This is a genomic window from Marinobacter piscis, assembly GCF_007671655.1.
In the GTDB taxonomy this organism is placed as follows: Bacteria; Pseudomonadota; Gammaproteobacteria; order Pseudomonadales; family Oleiphilaceae; genus Marinobacter; species Marinobacter piscensis.
Map to the genome: position 1 here is coordinate 543,052 of NZ_VCGX01000002.1, position 20,100 is coordinate 563,151.

At 48.6% G+C, this 20,100-nt stretch carries 16 protein-coding genes; 6 read left to right on the forward strand and 10 right to left on the reverse strand.

Annotated features, from left to right (window positions below; all coding sequences use genetic code 11):
- The first annotated feature begins 376 nt into the window (after window positions 1–376).
- The 6 genes from wecB (at window position 377) to FFI95_RS08225 (ending at window position 7,838) form a co-directional block, all read left to right on the forward strand.
- Window positions 377–1,513 (forward strand): non-hydrolyzing UDP-N-acetylglucosamine 2-epimerase, encoded by a 1,137-nt coding sequence (gene wecB, locus FFI95_RS08200; RefSeq protein ID WP_144821937.1) that lies wholly within the window; start codon window positions 377–379, stop codon window positions 1,511–1,513.
- A gap of 25 nt (window positions 1,514–1,538) precedes the next feature.
- Entirely contained in the window at window positions 1,539–2,804 is a 1,266-nt protein-coding gene (gene wecC, locus FFI95_RS08205) for a UDP-N-acetyl-D-mannosamine dehydrogenase (RefSeq protein ID WP_144821938.1), read from the forward strand.
- 43 nt (window positions 2,805–2,847) lie between these two features.
- Window positions 2,848–4,290 (forward strand): glycosyltransferase, encoded by a 1,443-nt coding sequence (locus FFI95_RS08210; protein ID WP_144821939.1) that lies wholly within the window; start codon window positions 2,848–2,850, stop codon window positions 4,288–4,290.
- A gap of 134 nt (window positions 4,291–4,424) precedes the next feature.
- Complete coding sequence (locus FFI95_RS08215; protein WP_144821940.1) at window positions 4,425–5,936, forward strand: asparagine synthetase B family protein; 1,512 nt, start codon at window positions 4,425–4,427, stop codon at window positions 5,934–5,936.
- 503 nt (window positions 5,937–6,439) lie between these two features.
- The gene (locus FFI95_RS08220) at window positions 6,440–6,907 is read left to right on the forward strand and encodes a hypothetical protein (RefSeq protein WP_144821941.1); all 468 of its coding nucleotides are present in this window, start codon (window positions 6,440–6,442) and stop codon (window positions 6,905–6,907) included.
- Between the two features lies 1 nt (window position 6,908).
- The gene (locus FFI95_RS08225; RefSeq protein ID WP_144821942.1) at window positions 6,909–7,838 is read left to right on the forward strand and encodes a phosphotransferase; all 930 of its coding nucleotides are present in this window, start codon (window positions 6,909–6,911) and stop codon (window positions 7,836–7,838) included.
- A gap of 6 nt (window positions 7,839–7,844) precedes the next feature.
- Here FFI95_RS08225 and FFI95_RS08230 read toward each other — a convergent pair whose 3' ends face one another.
- From FFI95_RS08230 to FFI95_RS08275, 10 genes are all read right to left on the reverse strand, one after another.
- Entirely contained in the window at window positions 7,845–8,681 is an 837-nt protein-coding gene (locus FFI95_RS08230) for a hypothetical protein (RefSeq protein ID WP_144821943.1), read from the reverse strand.
- Between the two features lie 12 nt (window positions 8,682–8,693).
- Window positions 8,694–10,157, reverse strand: a complete 1,464-nt coding sequence (locus FFI95_RS08235; RefSeq protein ID WP_144821944.1) for an oligosaccharide flippase family protein — start codon at window positions 10,155–10,157, stop codon at window positions 8,694–8,696.
- Between the two features lie 69 nt (window positions 10,158–10,226).
- A complete protein-coding gene (locus FFI95_RS08240; RefSeq protein WP_144821945.1) occupies window positions 10,227–11,144 on the reverse strand; it encodes a glycosyltransferase family 2 protein in 918 nt (305 codons plus the stop codon).
- Window positions 11,141–12,298, reverse strand: a complete 1,158-nt coding sequence (locus FFI95_RS08245; RefSeq protein WP_186311981.1) for an O-antigen ligase family protein — start codon at window positions 12,296–12,298, stop codon at window positions 11,141–11,143. The genes FFI95_RS08240 and FFI95_RS08245 overlap by 4 nt, the downstream gene beginning before the upstream one ends.
- A gap of 183 nt (window positions 12,299–12,481) precedes the next feature.
- The gene (locus FFI95_RS08250) at window positions 12,482–13,666 is read right to left on the reverse strand and encodes a glycosyltransferase family 4 protein (protein WP_144821947.1); all 1,185 of its coding nucleotides are present in this window, start codon (window positions 13,664–13,666) and stop codon (window positions 12,482–12,484) included.
- Window positions 13,663–15,558, reverse strand: coding sequence for an asparagine synthase (glutamine-hydrolyzing) (asnB, locus tag FFI95_RS08255; RefSeq protein ID WP_144821948.1), 1,896 nt, complete (start codon window positions 15,556–15,558; stop codon window positions 13,663–13,665). Before asnB ends, FFI95_RS08250 begins: the two co-directional genes overlap by 4 nt.
- Window positions 15,558–16,718: a glycosyltransferase family 4 protein gene (locus tag FFI95_RS08260; protein WP_144821949.1), complete on the reverse strand. Its 1,161-nt coding sequence runs from the start codon at window positions 16,716–16,718 to the stop codon at window positions 15,558–15,560. Before FFI95_RS08260 ends, asnB begins: the two co-directional genes overlap by 1 nt.
- Window positions 16,715–17,776, reverse strand: coding sequence for a glycosyltransferase family 2 protein (locus FFI95_RS08265; RefSeq protein WP_246069454.1), 1,062 nt, complete (start codon window positions 17,774–17,776; stop codon window positions 16,715–16,717). The genes FFI95_RS08260 and FFI95_RS08265 overlap by 4 nt, the downstream gene beginning before the upstream one ends.
- Window positions 17,777–17,898: 122 nt before the next feature.
- Window positions 17,899–18,981, reverse strand: a complete 1,083-nt coding sequence (locus FFI95_RS08270) for a FemAB family XrtA/PEP-CTERM system-associated protein (RefSeq protein WP_144821951.1) — start codon at window positions 18,979–18,981, stop codon at window positions 17,899–17,901.
- The gene (locus FFI95_RS08275) at window positions 18,971–20,098 is read right to left on the reverse strand and encodes a GNAT family N-acetyltransferase (RefSeq protein WP_186311982.1); all 1,128 of its coding nucleotides are present in this window, start codon (window positions 20,096–20,098) and stop codon (window positions 18,971–18,973) included. Before FFI95_RS08275 ends, FFI95_RS08270 begins: the two co-directional genes overlap by 11 nt.
- Window positions 20,099–20,100 lie beyond the last annotated feature (2 nt).

The following is a 20,100-nucleotide window of genomic DNA, read 5'->3' on the forward strand; positions in this document are numbered from 1 at the left end:
GTGGCTAAGATGCTATTTATAATTATTTTTTTTCTCAAACACATGGCGTAGTCCTTCACTTGATATGAATCGCAGAGTTCCTCCAGCCAAAGCAATAGGCATTTCTGCCTTCAGTCATGCAAAGAGGCTCAGGTTAGCTACTGTAATGGTAGCAGGGAAATCTCATGGCGCCATATGCCCGACGGTGTGTATTTCACCACAACCAAAGGAGGCCCACCTTCTCAGGGCAGTCTGTTTGAACCAATCTGATAGAAAAATTATTGAACCATGCTTTACACCCAGTGATGCTCTACACAGATAAATTGATTTCTATAGTCATTTGTTTTGTTAAAAATATGCTAAGCTTTCGCTATCCATGGAAGGGAGAAAAATAATAATGAAAGTGCTCACAATTTTCGGCACCCGTCCCGAGGCTATCAAAATGGCCCCGCTTGCCGTACTTTTAGCGAATGATTCGCGATTTGAGTCTCGGGTGTGCGTAACCGCTCAACATCGGGAAATGCTGGATCAGGTGCTCAGTCTGTTTCAACTCTGCCCTGATTACGACCTTGACATCATGACACCCGGTCAAACTCTCTCAGAAATCACCAGCCGAATTCTGACCGGAATCGAATCCGTGATTCAGGATTTTCGTCCAGATATCGTTCTGGTTCATGGCGATACATCCACAACACTAGCTGCCAGCCTTGCATCCTATTATCAGCAAGTACCAGTGGGCCATGTCGAGGCAGGGTTGCGAACAGGTAACCTTTACTCCCCCTGGCCGGAAGAAGGCAACCGCAAACTAACAACCGCAGTGACCGCCCTGCACTTCGCTCCAACCAAATCTTCTCGTCAAAACCTTTTGGACGAAGGTATACCCGGTGAATCAATCACCGTCACTGGAAACACGGTTGTAGATGCACTTCTTGCCGTCGCCCAACAACTTGATAAGAACGAAGGCCTGCGCCTTGAGCAGGCGGAACGTTTCCGTTTTCTGGATGACCAAAAGCGACTCATACTCGTTACAGGGCATCGACGGGAAAGCTTCGGTGGCGGATTTGAACGTATCTGTGAGGCATTGGCCCGCATTTCTCTGAACTACCCGGACTGTGAAATCCTTTATCCTGTGCACCTTAACCCAAAGGTGCAAGAACCAGTAAAGCGCCTTTTGAGCAATAAAAGCAATATTCATCTGATAGAGCCACAGGACTACTTACCATTTGTCTATCTTATGCAGCGAGCTTGCTTAATACTGACAGATTCGGGAGGTATTCAAGAGGAGGCGCCTTCACTGGGCAAACCAGTGCTCGTCATGCGAGATACAACCGAGCGACCTGAGGCTGTAAGCGCCGGCACTGTTCGCCTGGTGGGTACCAATATAGACGCGATTACTAATGCGGTCAGTGAGCTCCTGTCCAGCGATTCGGCTTATAAGGCGATGAGCCTTGCACATAACCCTTATGGAGACGGAAAAGCATGTGAGCGAATCATTGAGACTCTATTAAGCTCACCACAGAACACCTCAGCATGAAAACCCGAGAAAAAGGAATTTCAGCATGAACGAACCGGCGATTGTTGTCATGGGCCTCGGCTATGTAGGCCTTCCTACGGCCGCTGTCTTTGCGTCCAGACGAATTCACGTGCTTGGCGTTGATGTCAACCAACGAGCAGTGGATATTATTAATCAAGGCAACATTCATATTGTCGAGCCCTCCCTGGACATTGTGGTCCGGGCAGCGGTTACCGAGGGTTATCTGAGGGCCGCCACCCGCCCTGAACCCGCCGATGCTTTCCTGATCGCTGTACCAACACCATTCAAGGATGGCAAAGTACCAGATCTTGCATGTGTTGAGGCGGCGGCACGTGCCATTGCTGTAGTGCTAAAACCCGGCAACCTTGTAGTACTTGAATCCACCTCGCCTGTCGGCACCACCGAATTCGTATCTGGCTGTCTTGCAGAAGAGCGGCCCGACCTCACCTTCCCCCATACGGCTGGAGAGAATTCAGATATTCGTATAGCCCACTGCCCTGAACGAGTATTGCCCGGGCAAGTTATTCGTGAACTGGTAGAGAATGACCGAATAATCGGCGGAATGACGCCTCAATGCTCAGAGTCAGCGAGACAGCTCTATAAACGAGTGGTACAAGGCGACTGTATCACTACAACAGCTCGCACAGCAGAGATGGCAAAGCTGACAGAAAACAGTTTCCGTGATGTGAATATTGCATTTGCTAATGAGTTGTCATTGGTCTGTGACCATCTTGGTATTAATGCCTGGGAAATGATCGAACTGGCTAACCGCCACCCACGAGTCAATATCCTTACTCCCGGCCCGGGTGTAGGCGGCCACTGCATTGCGGTTGACCCCTGGTTTATCGTCGATAGTGCACCAGAGCAAGCAAAACTCATTAAGCTTGCTCGAGAAGTCAACGATTTTAAGCCCGAGTGGGTATTGAATAAAGTCCGTCAGGCAGTAGATACCCTACATGCAGAGCTCCCAGGTAGAACCAGGCGCGACATCCGTGTGGCCTGCTTTGGTGTTGCCTTCAAACCCAATATTGATGACCTTCGCGAAAGCCCTGCTCTGAAAATCACACGCAGTATTGCAGATCTGGGCTGCCAAGTGCTGGTGGTTGAACCTAATGCCAAGGAACTTCCCGAGAGCCTGACTGCTGACAACATCCGACATGTATCCATCAATGAAGCACTTAAGAATGCCGATGTGGTTTGTGTGCTCGTGCGACATAGTCCGTTTAATAAGCATAGAGAACGCTTCATGGGAGCCAGTCATCTGATCGATACCGTCGGACTCACAGGCTGACTTGTCCAGCACAGTTATTCTGACTCAAGGAGAATACAAGCACATGGCAACCACCCCCGCAGACCTTCAAGGAACAAAGGTCTTGTTCATTGCCTATTTCTACCCACCCACAGAAAGTACGGGTGTTCCTGGAAGCATGCGCACCGTTAAGTTTATTCGCAACCTTGAGAACGGCGAACGCCATGTGCTGACAACCCCGGAAAGAGTGACGCAGGAGGCAGATGCACTGGCCCACATGTCTTTACCTGTAAACGGTGAGAAGGTGCACAGAGTCGCCGCTTGGGACATTTTTCGGTTGCTACTTTCTATTCGCAGCGGCTTGCGCCGCCTGATTGGCAAAGGGAAGCAGTCTGGAAAGACTCAGGGTAGAGATACCCCGGCCAAATCCACATTTAAAAGCAGTGCTGATTCCGCTGAAATCAGCCGGAGCCAGAAGTTAAAGGATTTTGTCTACGACTTGTCTTACTTCCCTGACCAGGCCGGCCCCTGGATTGTTCCGGCTTTCTTGAAAGGCCGAAAACTTGTTCGCCAGCACAACCTGGATGTGATCTTTGCCACCGGTTCTCCCTGGTCTGGCTTGATCACAGGCTACCTGATCAGTAAAACCACCGGCAAACCCCTGGTTGTGGACTTCAGAGACCCATGGGTGAACAATCCCTTTCATCAATCGAAGGGCAAACTTCTGGATCGCTGGGGGGCGGCCCTTGAGAAAAAGGTAGTAAATCATGCAGCAGCTGTTTCGCTGAATACCGAGCCATTAATGGAGGAATTCGTTCAGCGTTACCCAGAGTTGGAGAGCGATAAGTTTTTCGTGATGCCTAATGGTATTGATCAACGTGATTTTGAACACGTCAGGCAACAAACCCACCAAGAACGGGATAAAAACACCCTTTCCCTGTGCCATGCAGGATTTCTTTACGGCGTAAGAGATCCCGCGCCCTTACTGGATGCCTTGCGCAAAATAAACAAGGCTCTTGAAGGAAAAGGCCAGAGAATCACCTTTACTCAGATTGGTGATGTATCCCTAGACTATGACATCCGGCACACTTACTCCGACTTGATCGAAAAAGGGCTTTTAGTACTTGAGCCAGCCAAGCCCTACCAGGCCTGCCTTCAATTACTTGCTGCTGCCGATATAGTCATCAATATCCAATCGGGCACAAAAACCCAGATTCCATCAAAACTATACGATTACCTGGCAATCAACCGACCTATTTTACACCTCACCCCGAAAACAGGTGCATTGGGGCGGTTAGTGGAGAGGTACCAACTGGGTACCTGCATCGAATTCGAATCCACGGAAGAGCTTGAGAACTACCTCTCTTCGAAAGCCACTGAGTTAGCCCGTGGAGAACTTATTACCGAAGAGTACCCTAACCGCAAACGGTTCCTTATTGAGAAAATCAGCCAGACACTGGCCAATATTTTGGCTCGGTTAGCAGAAAAGCATAAGCAATTAAAAAATGTGCATAACTTCACACGCTGAAACATGCCTAGCTACAGCTTCCAGTTTGTCCCGACCACGGATAATAAGAGCGTTTCAACCAAAAATTGTGACATTCTCGAGAATCAGTGCAATCTTTATCGGAAGAGTGAAGCTCAATGCCAAGGAGGCTTTTAATGTTGAATCTCGGTAGCCACCAGGGAGGTTTTTTTAGCGCCACATTCAGTAATGGAAACCTTGCGTTTAAGGGGCCGAAGAAACATTTTCACGGTTACAAAATTGAATCCGGCGTGCCAGGGGACGGAGTATTTGTTGAGTGGCTGGCAGACGGCGACTCCGTAACTATTTCAACAGATCGTCTGGGGATGCTTCCCTATTTTATTTTTTATAAACCAAACCGAATAGTCATCAGCGACAACATTCACGAAGTTTTGGACAGCTTGCCAAGTCATAACTTCCAGCTTGATTACGCTGCTTTATCGGTACAACTTCGCTTGGGTCACTTTCTTGGGGATGATACTGCGTTTACAGACATCAAGCGGCTTCCAGCCAATGCTATCCTTAAATTCACTGGAAACGGGCTGGAAACAACATTCCGAACAGAAGCTCCAAATCCAATGCTCAACATCAGGGTCGAGGAAGCAATAAAATTATACGGCGAGCAGTTTGATGAGTTAATGGAAAACCTGTTCTACAATAATCCTGACCATCTTATCGTTCCTGCTTCTGGCGGCCGAGATTCACGTCATATTCTTTTGGCGTTGGATCGGTTAAATATCCAACCAAAACTTTGCATCACCCAAAGACATTTACCGCCTACTCCCGACGACGACTATATCTGTGCCAAAACCCTGTGTAAATCCCTAGGTTTCAACCATGAAATACTAAACAAATCATCTGACATTTTAGGCGATGAGAAAAATAAAAATACTCTTCTGAACTACGAGAGCCAATCCCACGGGTGGATCATCCCAACGGTGGAATATTTGTCGGCACAAGGTGGCAATATTATATTGGATGGCCTGGGTGGAGACCGGCTTTCTGAATCAAAGTTAGATAAGGATTTCTATAAATTATACAGACAGGGACGGTTCACCGATCTGGCCAGACTTATGCTGGGGAGCAGTGATTATTTGCAAAAAACTCTTACGCCCAATCTCAGGCATCGACTAACCTACGACATCGCACTTAAAAAAGTTTCCAATAAGCTCAAAGAGTATCAAGACTTCAACAATCCAATTATCGAATTCTATCTAAGAAACCGCACAAGAAGATGCATTGCACCAAGCTGCTGGAATCTTTTTGGTCACAAAAACCATGTAGTTACACCATTTATAGCTGCAGATCTACATCGACTCCTTGTATCTTTTCCTGCTGAAATCCATGAAGCACGAAACCTTCACACAAAAACAATTTCGGATCGTTATCCTCATTACTCCCATTTGCCATATGCCGGCAATAAAATCACCAACCTACCCAGTATGAAAGAACATCTTAACAATATATTTACGGTATTGAAGGCACTGAGATTGCACTCTGAAAAAATACCTGTAACCGATCTATGGCCAGAATTGATTCGGTTACTTTCATCCACAAGATCCCGTGAGGATTTAGCACGCTTTATAGCACTTCAAAATCGATTTACGTTGTTGCATCAAACTATGCAGTTGATGGGGCAGGCAAGTTGAAGTATAACTAAAAGTTATCTAATGCACTACCTTTAATAACATGTCAGTATGCAGCCATTGGGCTTAGAACCTCGTGCTAAAAGTATGTCATTAGTCACGTCACCTTCTGACGAATTATCTGCGGTAATTATTAACGTTTGTACGCGGGCTAACGATAAATAAATAATGGCAGCTGTAAGATTTTAAAAGCGACCACTACACAGGCACGGTGAAGGCTTATGGCTTGACGCAAATACATACACCACCTTATCTAACGAAAAACACGAATTATCGATCACTTCTTGCTCTTATTAATGGAAAGTTGTATCTAACTTCCTCATTTTGGATCTATGAGCTAAACTAGCTTAGCAATTGATCATTGAGTTGAAAAACGCGGGGCACTAGACTAGCAGACGTACGGATCAGCCTCTAAACAATGCAATATCCGTAGCACGTCCGACCTAAGTCCTGTAAGAGGGTACAGGGACCGGCGAGCCATTACAGGCCCTTCATAGGTATCAATAATGGATGACTTTATTCCGATTCGAACGAGTCTTGTGCAGTTAGCACACATTTTAAAGACACCGTTAATAGAGTTAGACCTTTCAGCTCCATTGTCGGCACGGTCGGCAGCGAAGGCTATGCTCGAAAAATTTGGATGCTGCACTATTATTTATTCAAGAAATTCATACGGAAATAAAGTTTCAAAATTGATTTCGTTAAGGCGCAGATTAAAGACTCTCGAAGTATTAAAACATTTTATTTACGAGGACAATCCTAATTTAACCGTAGCTATTATTGCAATTTATCCATCAATAAATGAACCCATATGTGTATATGAGATTGGTACTAACGCGGACTCCTACGTAACTACTAATGTTCTTCCAGTTGATCCAGGCTGGTTCAAAAGAATAGTCAAGATGATAATCGGCAAGTTTGTTGGCGTTCATCCAGCCGTCGGCAGTGTCGCACTCAGCATCTATAAGGATTAACATGTTGTTTGTCAAACATTTACTTGACTCTTCTGGGCTAGAAAATGAACTTTTGACCAAGCCGTCAGTTGCCTGTATCAATACCACTAGGCCTATTTACCTTGTGTTTGGACACAACCAACACCAGCCGCTGCTTATTATTCGAAAAGTCAATGGCGCCGACGAGGTGAAGGCCAGTCAGGTAGATAGGTATATGCATCAAATAGCTGGCGACCTAGTACCTACTCCATTGGGTGTTTATAAGCTCAATGGCGAAACCTATGATATTCAGCGTGGCGTCGGCGGTTATCCATGGTTTCAGTTGAAATCCAAGGTACGGACTCATAAGGCGCGCGTAAGCATTGAAAATAGAATGTGGCAGTCATTATATGATTTTCACGCAGCTGTGCGCAGAGCACAGGCCAATAGCGAGGTGAGGGTCGTACCCCATATTGAGTTGCAAAAGTCGATAGCCGCGTACGAGAGTGCTGGAGAAAGGTCACCACAGAAGCTTCGAAGCATTGCAGACAGAGCTTTTAAAGAGCTGCTTTACACGCCAACGTGCTTATCTATACCACAACACGGCGATTTCTGCCTGAATAACCTCATCATCGATAAATGCCACATTACAGTGATAGACTTTGAAGATTTCGAAATAACACGAATGCCATTGTACGATGCATTTACCCTCACCCTTACACTACCCTCATTCGATAACTCAGTAAGCAATGCAGCTCAGGCATTTACTCACCCGAAAATTATTAGTATTGTTAAGCACTATGGAGTAGCGGAGGCAACTATACGCTGGCATTTTTTCCATCATCTACTACTTCGTCTTGGCCCTTGGAGTGCTGGGGGTAAGCGTACACGCTATCGTGCGTGGCTCAATAAAGTATTGGATGAATTTATTGATCAACAACTAAAAAACTACACTAATGACCCATTTCCTTAAACCTGACTACAACAACTCGAGCTTATCTTTGTGTTTTAACAATGCCCGATTAATCTTGTTAAACGCCCAATTGTAATATCCTTCAGGAAACCGCTTCACAATCGCCTTCCGCCGTGCGATCTGCCAACTCAAAGGGCACTCATTATTTATTACTACAATGTCAAAATCTATAAGTGATAATTTACCAGATGGTTCGATGCATAAGTTTTTACCATCAGAACGCAGGTCCAGATGCATAATCTTTGCTTTGATCAGCATATTTACTATATTTTCAATTTGCTGGATATGGTTATTAACCTTTATCGGTTTACGAGGAATTGGTAACTGATCAAGTGACCATCCACAATAGCTCATCTTTACTATAAATTCTTGCTCAGAAACTCCATGTAGGACGGGAAAAGGGAAATGTGGTAGCCGACTGATTTCCCTTATGTCCCATAGCCTCTTTAAACTAGTCGCTTCCAGGTAGAATGCTTGATCTGAAGATAAGCCAGCCCAGCGATTCTTTGTGAGATAATGCTTGATGTAGCTGTTCTCCGATCCTGAACAGAACTCGCTGTAAGGAGTTGACTTTTCAAAGTCGACTTTTGGAAAGTATAGACACTTATGTGTGATAGATTTTGACTCTTCAAAACTTTTTTCCAAGTCTTTGCAGTGCTGCCTCAAGTAATCTAGTTCATTACTGTAAACATATTCAAAATACTTGTACAGTCGCAAATTTCTTTCCGCAATCTTAATTTTATTTTTTGCAATAGAGCGAAAGTTTGCAAAGTGATAAGACCTCCTACATACTTCATAAAGTCTTGGGTATTTAACTAGATTTGTTTTTATTAAATTTTTCAATTATCTCCCCCATCACTTCTTAGTAACCATACTTTTTCTTCCAAAGCTGTCATTATAAGCTCTTATAATTTCTACTCTTATTGGATTTTTTACTATAAATACACTAACTAGCCAGACTACAGGTAAAACAAGTGTAATCTGTAAGATGGTAAAACCTGGGTTTGTAGTAGAAAATGGCGAGACTACAGAAACCAACCAAGTTGTTATCCAGCATATAACGGCTATAATTGCTGAGGGTAAAAGGGAAAAACAGTAAGGCATAACCATTACCCCTACTTTGTATTTAAGAAAATAAACAGATGCGATAAAGTCAACTAACCCCGAAAAAACAAATGCGTACCCAGCACCACTCAACCCCCATCCAAAATATCCAATCACAATTGAACAAACAAAAAACAAAAACACAATTATTTCTTTAATCAGCATAGAAGATTCTTTACCAACCGCAATAAGAGCATGTGGCGCTAATATATTGGCTGCACGCAACATCGCCCAGTAAGCTACTATCGTAGCAACTGGCGCAGCCTGATCCCATTGGTCACCAAACATAAAACGGATAGCAGGCAAGCTGGCTATACTTATAACAGCCAAGACAGGCCAGGCGAACCCCGTAATCAGCTGTGCGGCCCGATTGTATGCACTGGCAATATTGCCCTTTTTTTTCCGGACGTCAGCTAGATAAGGTAAAGCAACCGGAGATATTCCTGAGAGAAGCGCTTCCGATGCAAATACCATTAACCCCAAACCCCGAGAAAATATCCCCACCTGGCCTGCGGTGCCCATTTTACCAATCACCATATCAGGGGCTGTGTACTGCATTTTACGCAAGACATGGCTTACAGAAGTAAAGATACCAAGCTTCGCTATAGGTTTTAGGTTTCTGAATTGAGGTCGATAGACTCTTATATCATTAGTAAAATAAAGATATAGAGCGAACTGAACGACAACCGATAAAACATTAGCAATTGCAAGCGAATAATAACTAAATCTCAGATTTATAAAAACTACCGTTGCGAAAATACCAGCTAGCCCAGAGGCTATCCGTACAATAGTTATTTTCTTAAAATCATAATTACGACTCAAAAATGCATGGGGAATACTTATATAAGGCGCAAAAATAAAGCTTATAGCCAGTATGGAAAATATATACTTCAGGCTGTCAATATCAAAAAATATTGACAAAGGTACTGCGGCTACCATTACAGCTAACCCCAGACTCCATGATATCAATATGGTTAAACCATAAGCTGACCGGATTTTATCCTCGGTTAGCTCTGCCTCGCGAACAAGGTAGGTGTTGGCTCCAAGAATACGAAACTCAGCCATCACCATAACAATGGAGCTGGCGATAGCGAATGTACCAACTTCTTCGGGGGTTAATAAGCGCGCAACGATGACGGTGCTGGCAAGTCCCAGCCCCATAAGAATATAACGACCCAGCGACGAATAAATTAATGCGGCTCTTACTTCAGACATAAACGGTTCTTCGGTTTATTGGGTTAGGTTGTCTGCTTTGTTATTGACTGTGTGTTCACCAGGTGGTGGCTAACTCCTCTTAAGTGCGCGGAGAAAATCGTTACCGCTGCGGCCAAGAAAGCTTCGCAGCAGACGAACCCAGACATCCTCATATCGATAGGCAAACCGGTATACAGAGAGGAAAGACTCTCGGGCCGACTTGTAATCACCGGCTGAAAAATAATGTATCCCCAGACGGTAGTGATAATCAGCCCAGGCCAGGCGTGAACACCGCGCTATAGCGGCATCATCCGACTGGAGATCACAGTGTTTTTCTATAATCTGCAACTTCGCATCCAACATCAACTGTGCGTTTCCTGACATGTTGCTGTCATGCAGCCTGTATCTGGTCAATGGCTCAGGCACAACTCGTGCGCTGTACTCTGTGCATATTCGCAGCCAAAGATCCCAGTTCTCCGCTGCCTTGAAGTCGGTGGAGAAAACACCTACGCGGTTCAAGGCTTGTGCGCTTACCACAACGGTACCGCCAGTCATTCGGTTTTTTACGAGTAGCAGTGCGTATATGTCACCCGATATGGTTTTGTCGGCTGGCTCCACCCGAATTGTTCTGCCTTCTTCGTCCATGACCTCCGTACCTGAATACACCAGCCCCACCCCGTCTTTAAACAAAGGCATCTGACGTTCCAGTTTGTCTTCAACCCACAGATCATCACTGTCTAAAAATGCGACGTAGTCGCCTGTAGCTGCGTTGATGCCATTGTTCCTGGCGACAATCTGACCCTGGTTTGGCTGATCACAAACCCGGACCTTTTCTGGAAAGCGCTGCTCGTAATCCCGAAGTATCGCCAGGGACTCATCGGTAGAACCATCGTTGATCAGGATGATTTCGAGGGGTTCCCAGGTTTGCGCAAGAATACTCTCAATCGTTTCCGAGACGAGGTGAGCACGGTTATATACAGGAACAATAACGGACACTAATGGTTTCATTGTTTGCGTATACCCCTTTTATAAGGAGTGTTTGTATTTGCCTGGTCAACATAGCGCAGGTAGTAAAGGTTAGACGCAATAGCAATAAACAAAACAAGCCAATAGAGCATCTCTGCTCGCGCCCGATCAATAAAGCTGGCAGCAACCAGGAAGCTCAACAGAGCTCCTTCCAGCGCAAGCATTTTGAAATAGGCATCGTAATTTTCGGTCGCGAGCAAATAGCTTTTTGTTTTTCTGGACAATTTGAAGGTTGAAACAAGAAGCGCTACAAGAAAGAAAAAGCCGACCCACCCAATTTCTGATAAAACCTGAAACCAGGTAGAGTGAGTTGCCTTGCCTGTTTTACGCCTTTCAAAGTAACGCTCGGGCAAATAGCCTGGGCTCAACTCAATAAACCCCTGGATGCCAACCCCCATAGGATAATCCTCAAGCACATCAAATGTGGCCATCCAGAAATCGATACGATGGGAACCGCTTTTCCCGCCATCCTCAACCTCTTTTATTGTTTCCATCCGCGACCAAAAGGCTTCGTCAGCAACATAGGCAGTACCGGCAAGCCCTATCAGAATAATCAGGACGGCTGTGCCCTTTTGTCCTTTTCTCTGGTATCGGGAGAAAATCATGTAAAACAGAAAAAATACGGCGCCACATGCCGCTCCCAGAAACGCGCCCCGGCTGTTAATAAGCACCACACCGTTAGCGATAAATGCGCCGCAAAAGATGGCCAGAACCCGAATCTTTTTGTTACCCATCCAGGCTTTGTAGAGGAGAAGGATTAAGGCAGGCACCATGGCTGCGGCCGTCATGTTTCCGTCACCGCCAGTATCTACCATTCCAATACCTTCTACCCGCCCCTGACCATCTCTGCCGACGGAATAGGCGATATAACCAATATAGGTAGCGCCGGCAGTATAGGCCCACAGGCAGGCATCCAGGGCTTTTTCTGTGGAGACTAATTTATACGCCGCCAGGATAATAATTACGAGCTTAGCGAAGTCATAGGTAAAGGATTTGTGGGCAGCAGGAACAACCGCGAAAACAATCATCAACCCGTACATTGCCAGCAAAGCCAGCATCCATTTGAAGACCGGCTGCTGCTTCCATGGGGCCAGAGGGGACAGCTGTTTATAGCGTACGGTCAGCGTAAACAGCATGACCAGAGCTGCGATAAAGGAGTATGGGAGACCGGGGATGCTGGCCGCCCACCAGCGGGTATCCGGATTTACAAAGTACACAAGCTGATAAACCAGCACGGACGAGACAGGCGTAATCATCAGTGCCGCAAAGATTCCAGCGGTAAATAAAAACAGGAAGAGAAGCGCAAACTTACCCATACTCTAATCAATCCGTGCAGAGAATGAGGGGTGTGGAGCCGTTTTTTGCGCCGCGTAAATTTGATTGTAGCCGGCAAGCATGGCGCCTGCACTGAAGCGTGCATCAAAGCGCCCCCGCGCAGCCTTACCCATACGTTTCCGGAGGGTGTCACTTTTATACAGGGTGGCGATGGCGGCTGAGAAAGATGACGCCTTTCCGGGATCGGTTAGCAGGCCGGTCACCCCATCTTCAACAATCTCCGGGGTTCCCCCTACCCGAGTGGCCACTGCGGGTACTTCGAGGCTCATGGCTTCTAACAAAGTCATTGATGTGCCTTCTGTATGTGAGGACAACAGAAACACATCCATAGCTGAGAGATAGTGTACGGGATTATTAATAAAACCGGCAAAGATCGTCTCTTTTCTAATCCCGCACTCAGTTGCCAGTGAAACCAGCTTGTTCTTGTCAGGCCCATCGCCCACCATCAGCAAAAAAGTATTCGGGTTACGATCGGTGAATTCTTTAAAAGCCCTGAGCATCATCTCCTGATTTTTTACCGGATCCAGACGCGATACGGTTCCGACTACGAACGCATCCTGGGGAATTCCCAGGCTGCGACGCACTTTTTGAGCTTCGGAGTCATCCCGCTCTATAGGTGCAATCCCATTATAAACAACCTGAATTTTGCGCCTTGGCAGGAACTCGTATTGTACAAGGGCATCTCTGGTCGCCCCGGAAATCGCAACAATAGCGGGGGTCATCATTGCCATAACCGGATTGACGAGCATGGCTTTATAACGGTATCTGTCCGGATAGAAGCGGCCGTGCTCAGTGAAGACAACTCTGGCTCCTGTTCCCGGGGATGCCAGCCGCCCATAGAGCCAGGGGGTGTATTGATGACAGTGCAGCACATCAAAACGCCCTGCTTTCAGTCGCTCCCGAATGGCGGTAATCAGTGAGCGGTCAAATCCTTGTTTACGTGCCACCGTATGAACGGCTACTCCCTGCTCCCTTAGGGCTTCGCCGACAGGTCCTGTATGGCCATCAATACACAGAATTTCCGATTCGACACCGTTCCGGGCCATTCCCTGGACCAGCTGCCGGATAACCTGTTCTGTTCCGCCAATGCCCATATTGAAGGTAATATGAAGTACCTTCAGTGGCTTCTGGCGTGGCAATGTTGTTGATTTAGCGTGCCCGGCTGTCATACGCTCACCTGATATTGTTGCCACCAGAGTTCAAACGCCAGTAAAGACCAGAGTTCCTGGGTAAACTGATCGTCACCTGCAAGGTGCTTTTCCCAGAGTTTTCTTACCTTTGCTGGCTCAAAGAAGTTAGCCAGCCCGCTGTCTTCTGAGAGCACTGTCTGCTCAACAACAGGCTTTAACTCATTGCGCAGCCAGTGAGCCAACGGCACAGAAAAACCCATTTTCTTTCTGTACAAAACATCCTGGGGCAACATTCTTTCAAAGGCTTTTTTCAGGATGTACTTTTTTTCTTTACCGTTCAGCTTCAGTGCGCCCGGTATCTGTGCTGCGTATTCCACCACCCGGTAATCAAGAAGTGGAGCGCGGGTCTCCAGCGAATTAGCCATACTCATCCGGTCGACCTTCACCAGAATGTCGCCCGGCAGGTAGGTTTTAAGGTCGGTGTAAAGTATGCGGGAGAGATGGTCGTCGGTATCGGCGTTCTGGTAATGGGCGCGGGTAATGTCTGCAGGGTTGTAACCGCGGGTTTCGCGCTTCAGTTCACCCGTAACCAGGCTGTTCCACACATCGATGCGGAAAAAGCTGTTGGTGACATAAAATGCTTCATCCGGGTCCATAGCCAGAGTTGCCAGCAGTGATCTGGCCCTCCTCGTTGGCCGGGTGTTCATCAGTCCTGCAAGATTGGCCAGGCCCGGGAAAAACATGCGGCGCAACACAGCAGGAAACTGACCCCGCAAACGGTTCTCCAGCTGATCTGTCTCGTATTTGTTATAGCCGGCAAAATTTTCATCGCCACCGTCGCCTGCAAGAGCCACAGTGACTTTCTGCCGCGCCAGCTGTGATACAAAATAGGTGGGTACAAAGGAAGGGTCGGCAAAAGGCTCATCAAAGAAGCGGGCGATATTGCCGAGCTGATCCGCAACATTGTCTTTAACGGTGAACTCGTGGTGATCTGTTAAGAACTGATCTGCAACTTTTTTAGCCCAGTGCACCTCGTCAAAGCGTTCGGAATCAAACCCGATAGCACAGGTTGTCACGGGTTTGCTGGCGTGATCAGTCATGAGGCCAACCACGGCACTGGAGTCAATGCCGCCACTGAGAAAGGCTCCAAGAGGGACATCACTGACCATACGCAGTTGAACGGCATCATCAATCAAATTATAAAGACCGTCTGCCAGTTCCTCAGCACTGGCGGTCGATGGTGATCCGAAAGACACATCCCAGTACTGTTCCTGATGGGTATGCTTGCCATCTGTAACTAACCAGTGACCTGGCGCCAGCTTATGGATATTTTTATAGATGGTTTTGGGATCCGGTACATACTGGTAGGCAAAAAAGTCTTTGATGGCATCATGGCGCAATTCGGTTTTAACGAACGGTGCCGGAGTTAAGGCTTTCAGTTCCGACGCGAATGCGAACTGACCATTGGCTGCATAGTAATACAGTGGTTTTTTCCCAAGGCGGTCTCTCGCCAGAAACAGCTTTCGGGCCGTACGATCCCAGATGGCCAGAGCAAACATGCCGTTGAGCATCTTCAGACAAGCGGGTCCATGCACTTCGTACAGTGCCAGCAAGACTTCGGTATCGGTGCGCGTTCTAAAGCTCTGCCCCTGGCTCATAAGCTCACCACGCAACTTTTTGAAATTATAAATTTCACCGTTATAGGCAATAACGTAACGTCCGGAGTTCGATACCATTGGCTGGCTGCCAGCATCACTGAGGTCAAGAACACTCAGCCTGCGATGCGCAAGACCTGCGTTCTCGTCAATCCAGGTTGAACCCGCGTCCGGCCCCCGATGAACAATGGCCTGCCCCATAGCCTCAAGCCAACGCTGATGACTGCCCCGGTCAGGCGTTGTTGCAGTACGCAGGAAGCCCGCCAGACCACACATCAGCTGGCCTCCTTTTTCTTCAGGGACGCCGCTGTCGGCTCACCCACCAGCTTTCGGAAAAGCGATTCATACTCATCGGCCATCCGGGCAGCGGAGAAACGCGCATTGACCAACTCCCGGGCATTATGGCTCAGGCGGTCTGCCAGTGCCGGATCACCAAGAACCTGGTTACAGCACTCTGCCAGTGCGGCTTTATCTCCAAACGGCGCAAGCATTCCGGTCTTGCCATGCTCCACCAACTGATCAACCCCTGGAATATCGTAGGCAACGACGGGCACACCCACCGCCATGGCCTCCATCATACAACGGGGAATGCCTTCTAAGGAGGAGGTCATAACAAACAGGCTGAACCTGGATAGCAGTTCCAGACGGTCGCTGCGAAACCCGAGAAATTCCACTGCATTTGCGCAGCCCGACTCCGCAGCCTGACTTTCCAGCTCCGATCGTTGACTGCCATCCCCAAGAAGCTGTAAGCGAAGATCCGGGTTTTGTTTATAAAGGCGATCAAATGCATCTATAAGGTCAGCTATGTTCTTTCTCGGTATCATCTGACCGATAAAGCCGATAACTCGTGAATCTGAATCGGCCTTCTGGTCTGGCGGAAGCTTTTTCATAACGGCGTCAATTTCAGTGAGGTCGACACCGTTGCGGATAAACACTGTTTTGTGTGCCGGCACTTTAAATCGCTTCATGTCTTCCATCAGCTCCTCAGAAAGAGGAACAACCCGATCAAAGTAGCGCAGCATATGGGTACCCATGCGGATAAAGGTCGCAAGCTTGAAACTGACGTTGCCGGAAAAACCGTGCGGTGTGCTCACGCAGACAATACCCGTTCGCTTCGCCGCCAGAAGCCCAAGGATGTCCGACTTATAGCCGTGGGTATGAATTACATCAATGCCGTTATTACGAATAACGTCACACAACCGCTTTACCACCCGGATATCAAAACGTCCACGCATGTCGAGGTAGTGAATCTGTTGGTCCTCACTGCGGGGGTAGTATTCAGCTACTGACAGGTCCTGCTCCGGCGATTCTCGGGTTACGGCCAGGTCGCAGATAACACTATCCCGGTTCATGTTATTTGCCAGAGCCAGTACCCAGCGCTCTGCACCGTAAAAGCCGGCAGGGGTTATGAACTGAAGTACGCGTAATGTGCTCATCGACTGGATACTCCCGAATTCCTTTTCTGGGTGTTTCTGGCGCTGTTCCAGGTTACCTGAGTCCGTCCCTGAAGCGCTTTCACTATGCCCCGCACTGCGTAGCCGTTCACCATCACAAAGTAATAAGGTGTGGCTACCCAGGCGGGCAGCTGGTTTCGGTCTGAGGACAGGTGTCCTACAAGTGTTAGCAGCAAAACCAGCAACATGCCTGCCGCTATAAGTTTGAACAGCGTGACGCCCGCAAACGCCAGAATGAAGCTGCCCGCCGCTCCCAGAAGCAGGAACAGCGGGATCAGCCAGCGCAGTAGTTTGTGGGAAATAACTTCAAACGCGAACACGCCAGTTGCGGCCGGGTTTACTACTCGCCCTACCCGCATGAGACCGCGAATGCTTCTGTTAACGATGCGCTCCTTGCGTGCGGCTTCCCGGCCAAAGTCGCCGGCGGTTTCTTCAAAGCACTTTGCATCTGCATCGAACACACCCCGGTAGCCTTTGGCGATGATTTGCAGTGGGTTTACAAAATCATTGATATCCTGCTGCTGCAACGGCTCCCAAAGTCTGGTGCGAATGGCGTAAATAGCGCCGTCTCCGCCCACCACGGAATGCAGACGGGATTCCATGGCTTTAATGGCCAGCTCATAACGCCAGTAGAGGTTTTCATTGCGGGCGCTGGCACCCAGATCAGCGTCGGTATAAAGAGCGGCTCCCACTACGTAACCCACATCCAGATCCGCAAAGTTCCGTACCAGTTTGCTAATGGCATCCGGGGCGTACATCGCGTTGGCATCACTGAATACTGTGATGTCGGCCCTGACCTGTTCCATGGCCAGATTGATCCCCATAGTCTTACCCAGCCGGCCCTCTTGCCGGATCAACTGAATCCTTTCATCTTTAAACGCTTTTACCGCTTCATCGGTACCATCATCCGAGCCGTCTGACACCACGATGATCTGAAACCGCTCCTGCGGATAATCCAGCTCCAGGGTGTTTTCTAGTTTTTTTGAGATCACCTCTGCTTCGTTATAGCAGGAAATAATCATCGCAACATCCGGTTTCATCTCACCCCGCCGGTGAGTAATCTCCGGCAGTCCTCTAGTGAGTAACCACAATATGGCCGGGTACCCCAGGTACACATATACAGGCATGGCAAGACACGACAGTGTTAGCAGCAATAAAAGTGTCATAAGGTTATATACCGTCGGAGTTTAGGGCCAAGCCAGTTGGCAATTGGCAGTGGTAACTGTCGCCAGGCTCCTTCAATGAATGGCCTGAGCCGCGAAGCTATCGCTGCGTTATTACCGCCATCTGATACAACAGCGGGGGTTGTTATACCACCGCGGTATTCCGCCCAGTTCAATCCATGGGGTTCAGCGCCCCATTGCTTTTTAAAGCGGTAAGTGCCCTCTCCGATAGTGGAGCGACCAAAGTCGAACCGGGAGCAGCCTGCATCACAAACATGGCTCAACAGAGTCCAGTACAGCAGCATATTAGGCGCAAGCCGGTTAAATGCTTCTAATGTGGAGGCCCAGGGAATACAGGCTTCCTTGCCAGCCAGCAGCACAATACCGGCGGCTACAGGTTGCCCGTTGTGAAAGACAAGACCTACCAGCAGGCTGTCTCCATAGGCCGCTTTCAGCTCTTGAAACCACTGTGCACTGTGAACCGGAGAGCCAAGTCTGCGCATGTTCCGGGTGAACACCTGATAAAACAGGTTGACGGCGTCTGCGTCTGTACGCAATTCCGCCCGAAGCCCATTCTTTTCTGCCTTCCGTATCTGGCTGCGTAGCTTGGGTTTGTAGCTTTTAAATAATGCTTCACTGGTATCGGGCAAGTCGCACAGCATCCGCACTTTTGTACCGACAGGCAGTGACTGCTGCGGACCCTCGACGACAGAGCCACCTTCACGAATTTCCAGAGTGTTAATACGCTTTTCGTCAGCCAGCACCCAGGCCTCGGCAATCAGCCATTCCTTGATTTCTTCGTTATCTGCCAGCACACCACCCAGATCACAGAACGGCAGGGACACGAGGCTTTTCGCGCCGAATGGGCGCTTTACTTCAAGCAGGGGCAGCACACCGCAAAGATGTCCGTTACGGTTTACGGTAACCAGCCAGCCCGGGTGGCCATACGAGGATTCGGCAGCCTGCAGCCAGGCACTGCTGTGGTATGGCGTTGCTTCAGGGTGGCCGGCCACATAGTTATCGTATTCCGACGCCGGAAACAGGTTAAACCTGGAAGACCGGGCTTGCAGTTCAGCGTTCATTACTGACACTTACCTCCCCAAGCCAACGGTTTCTTGCCCGGCGGGCAACGTCCTCAAGCTTGAGCTTGAACCGCGGGCGCTGTAAGGCAACCTGCACCAGATTGCGGTGGAACTGACCAAGGTTGGATTTATAACGCTCGTCTCCGCCCATAAAGTCGTAATACTTGAAACCGCGTTCCCGGTAGTCCTCAATACACAGGCTGTGCCCCAGCAAACCGGGTTTCAGGCGATTATCAGCTTCCACAGCCATGCCGCCCAGGTAAAAATACACAACCTGATTATGTAGCAGGTTGTAAAAGCAGGCGATCTGTTCATCTCCCACCATCACACGAACCAGATCAACGCCACCCTGCTTCCACTCAGAGCGAATCAACTCCCGGTGGAAGCGCACAAAATCCGGGTTGGCAAACCCGCTTTGGTCAGGACCGCTGCCCCAGCGTTCAAGGTGCCTCGGGCCGATCTGATCAAACGTTGCTACAGCTTCTTCCACTGAATCAGGCCGTACAAGCCTGACTGTGCCACGCTTGCAATACCGCCGGTGAGCGCGGTTAATCTGGTATCGGGTATTGCGGGAAAGTGTCTCAAGATACCCTTCCCCATTACGACGCAGGCCCTCAAGGTCCACACCAAAGCAAGGCGCTTCCCAGCGCAGGTGTTTGTACAGCCCGGTAATCCGGGCATACTGATCCGCTTCGTCGGCATCAATGGCGCCAAGGATAAACTCATCCCAGCCCGGCATGTTCCGGCACAGGTGATTCAGACAGGCTTTGGCGACAACATCTTCCTTGCCTCGCTCAGCCAGGAAGCCGTTGTACTCAATCCAGATCTGATCAAGCATCTTGTGGCCCGTCTGGTGCAGGCGAAGACAACGGGACTTCAGAACGCCGTGGCGACGCTCCTCGGTTTCCACTATCAGGCCCAGCCCGACCAGCCGGCCTTCTTCCCTGACCCGAAGCACCAACGCATCCGGGCGGTAAACTCGCAGCCAGTGCCCGAGCCATTGCCAGGAAAGAAACACCGTGGGCTCTGCACGCTGCTCAAGATCCAGCCATTCGTCACGCAGTACTGCGCACGCGGCGGCGGGTTCTGTTGTCACTGCCAGCATTCCTGCTGTCATGG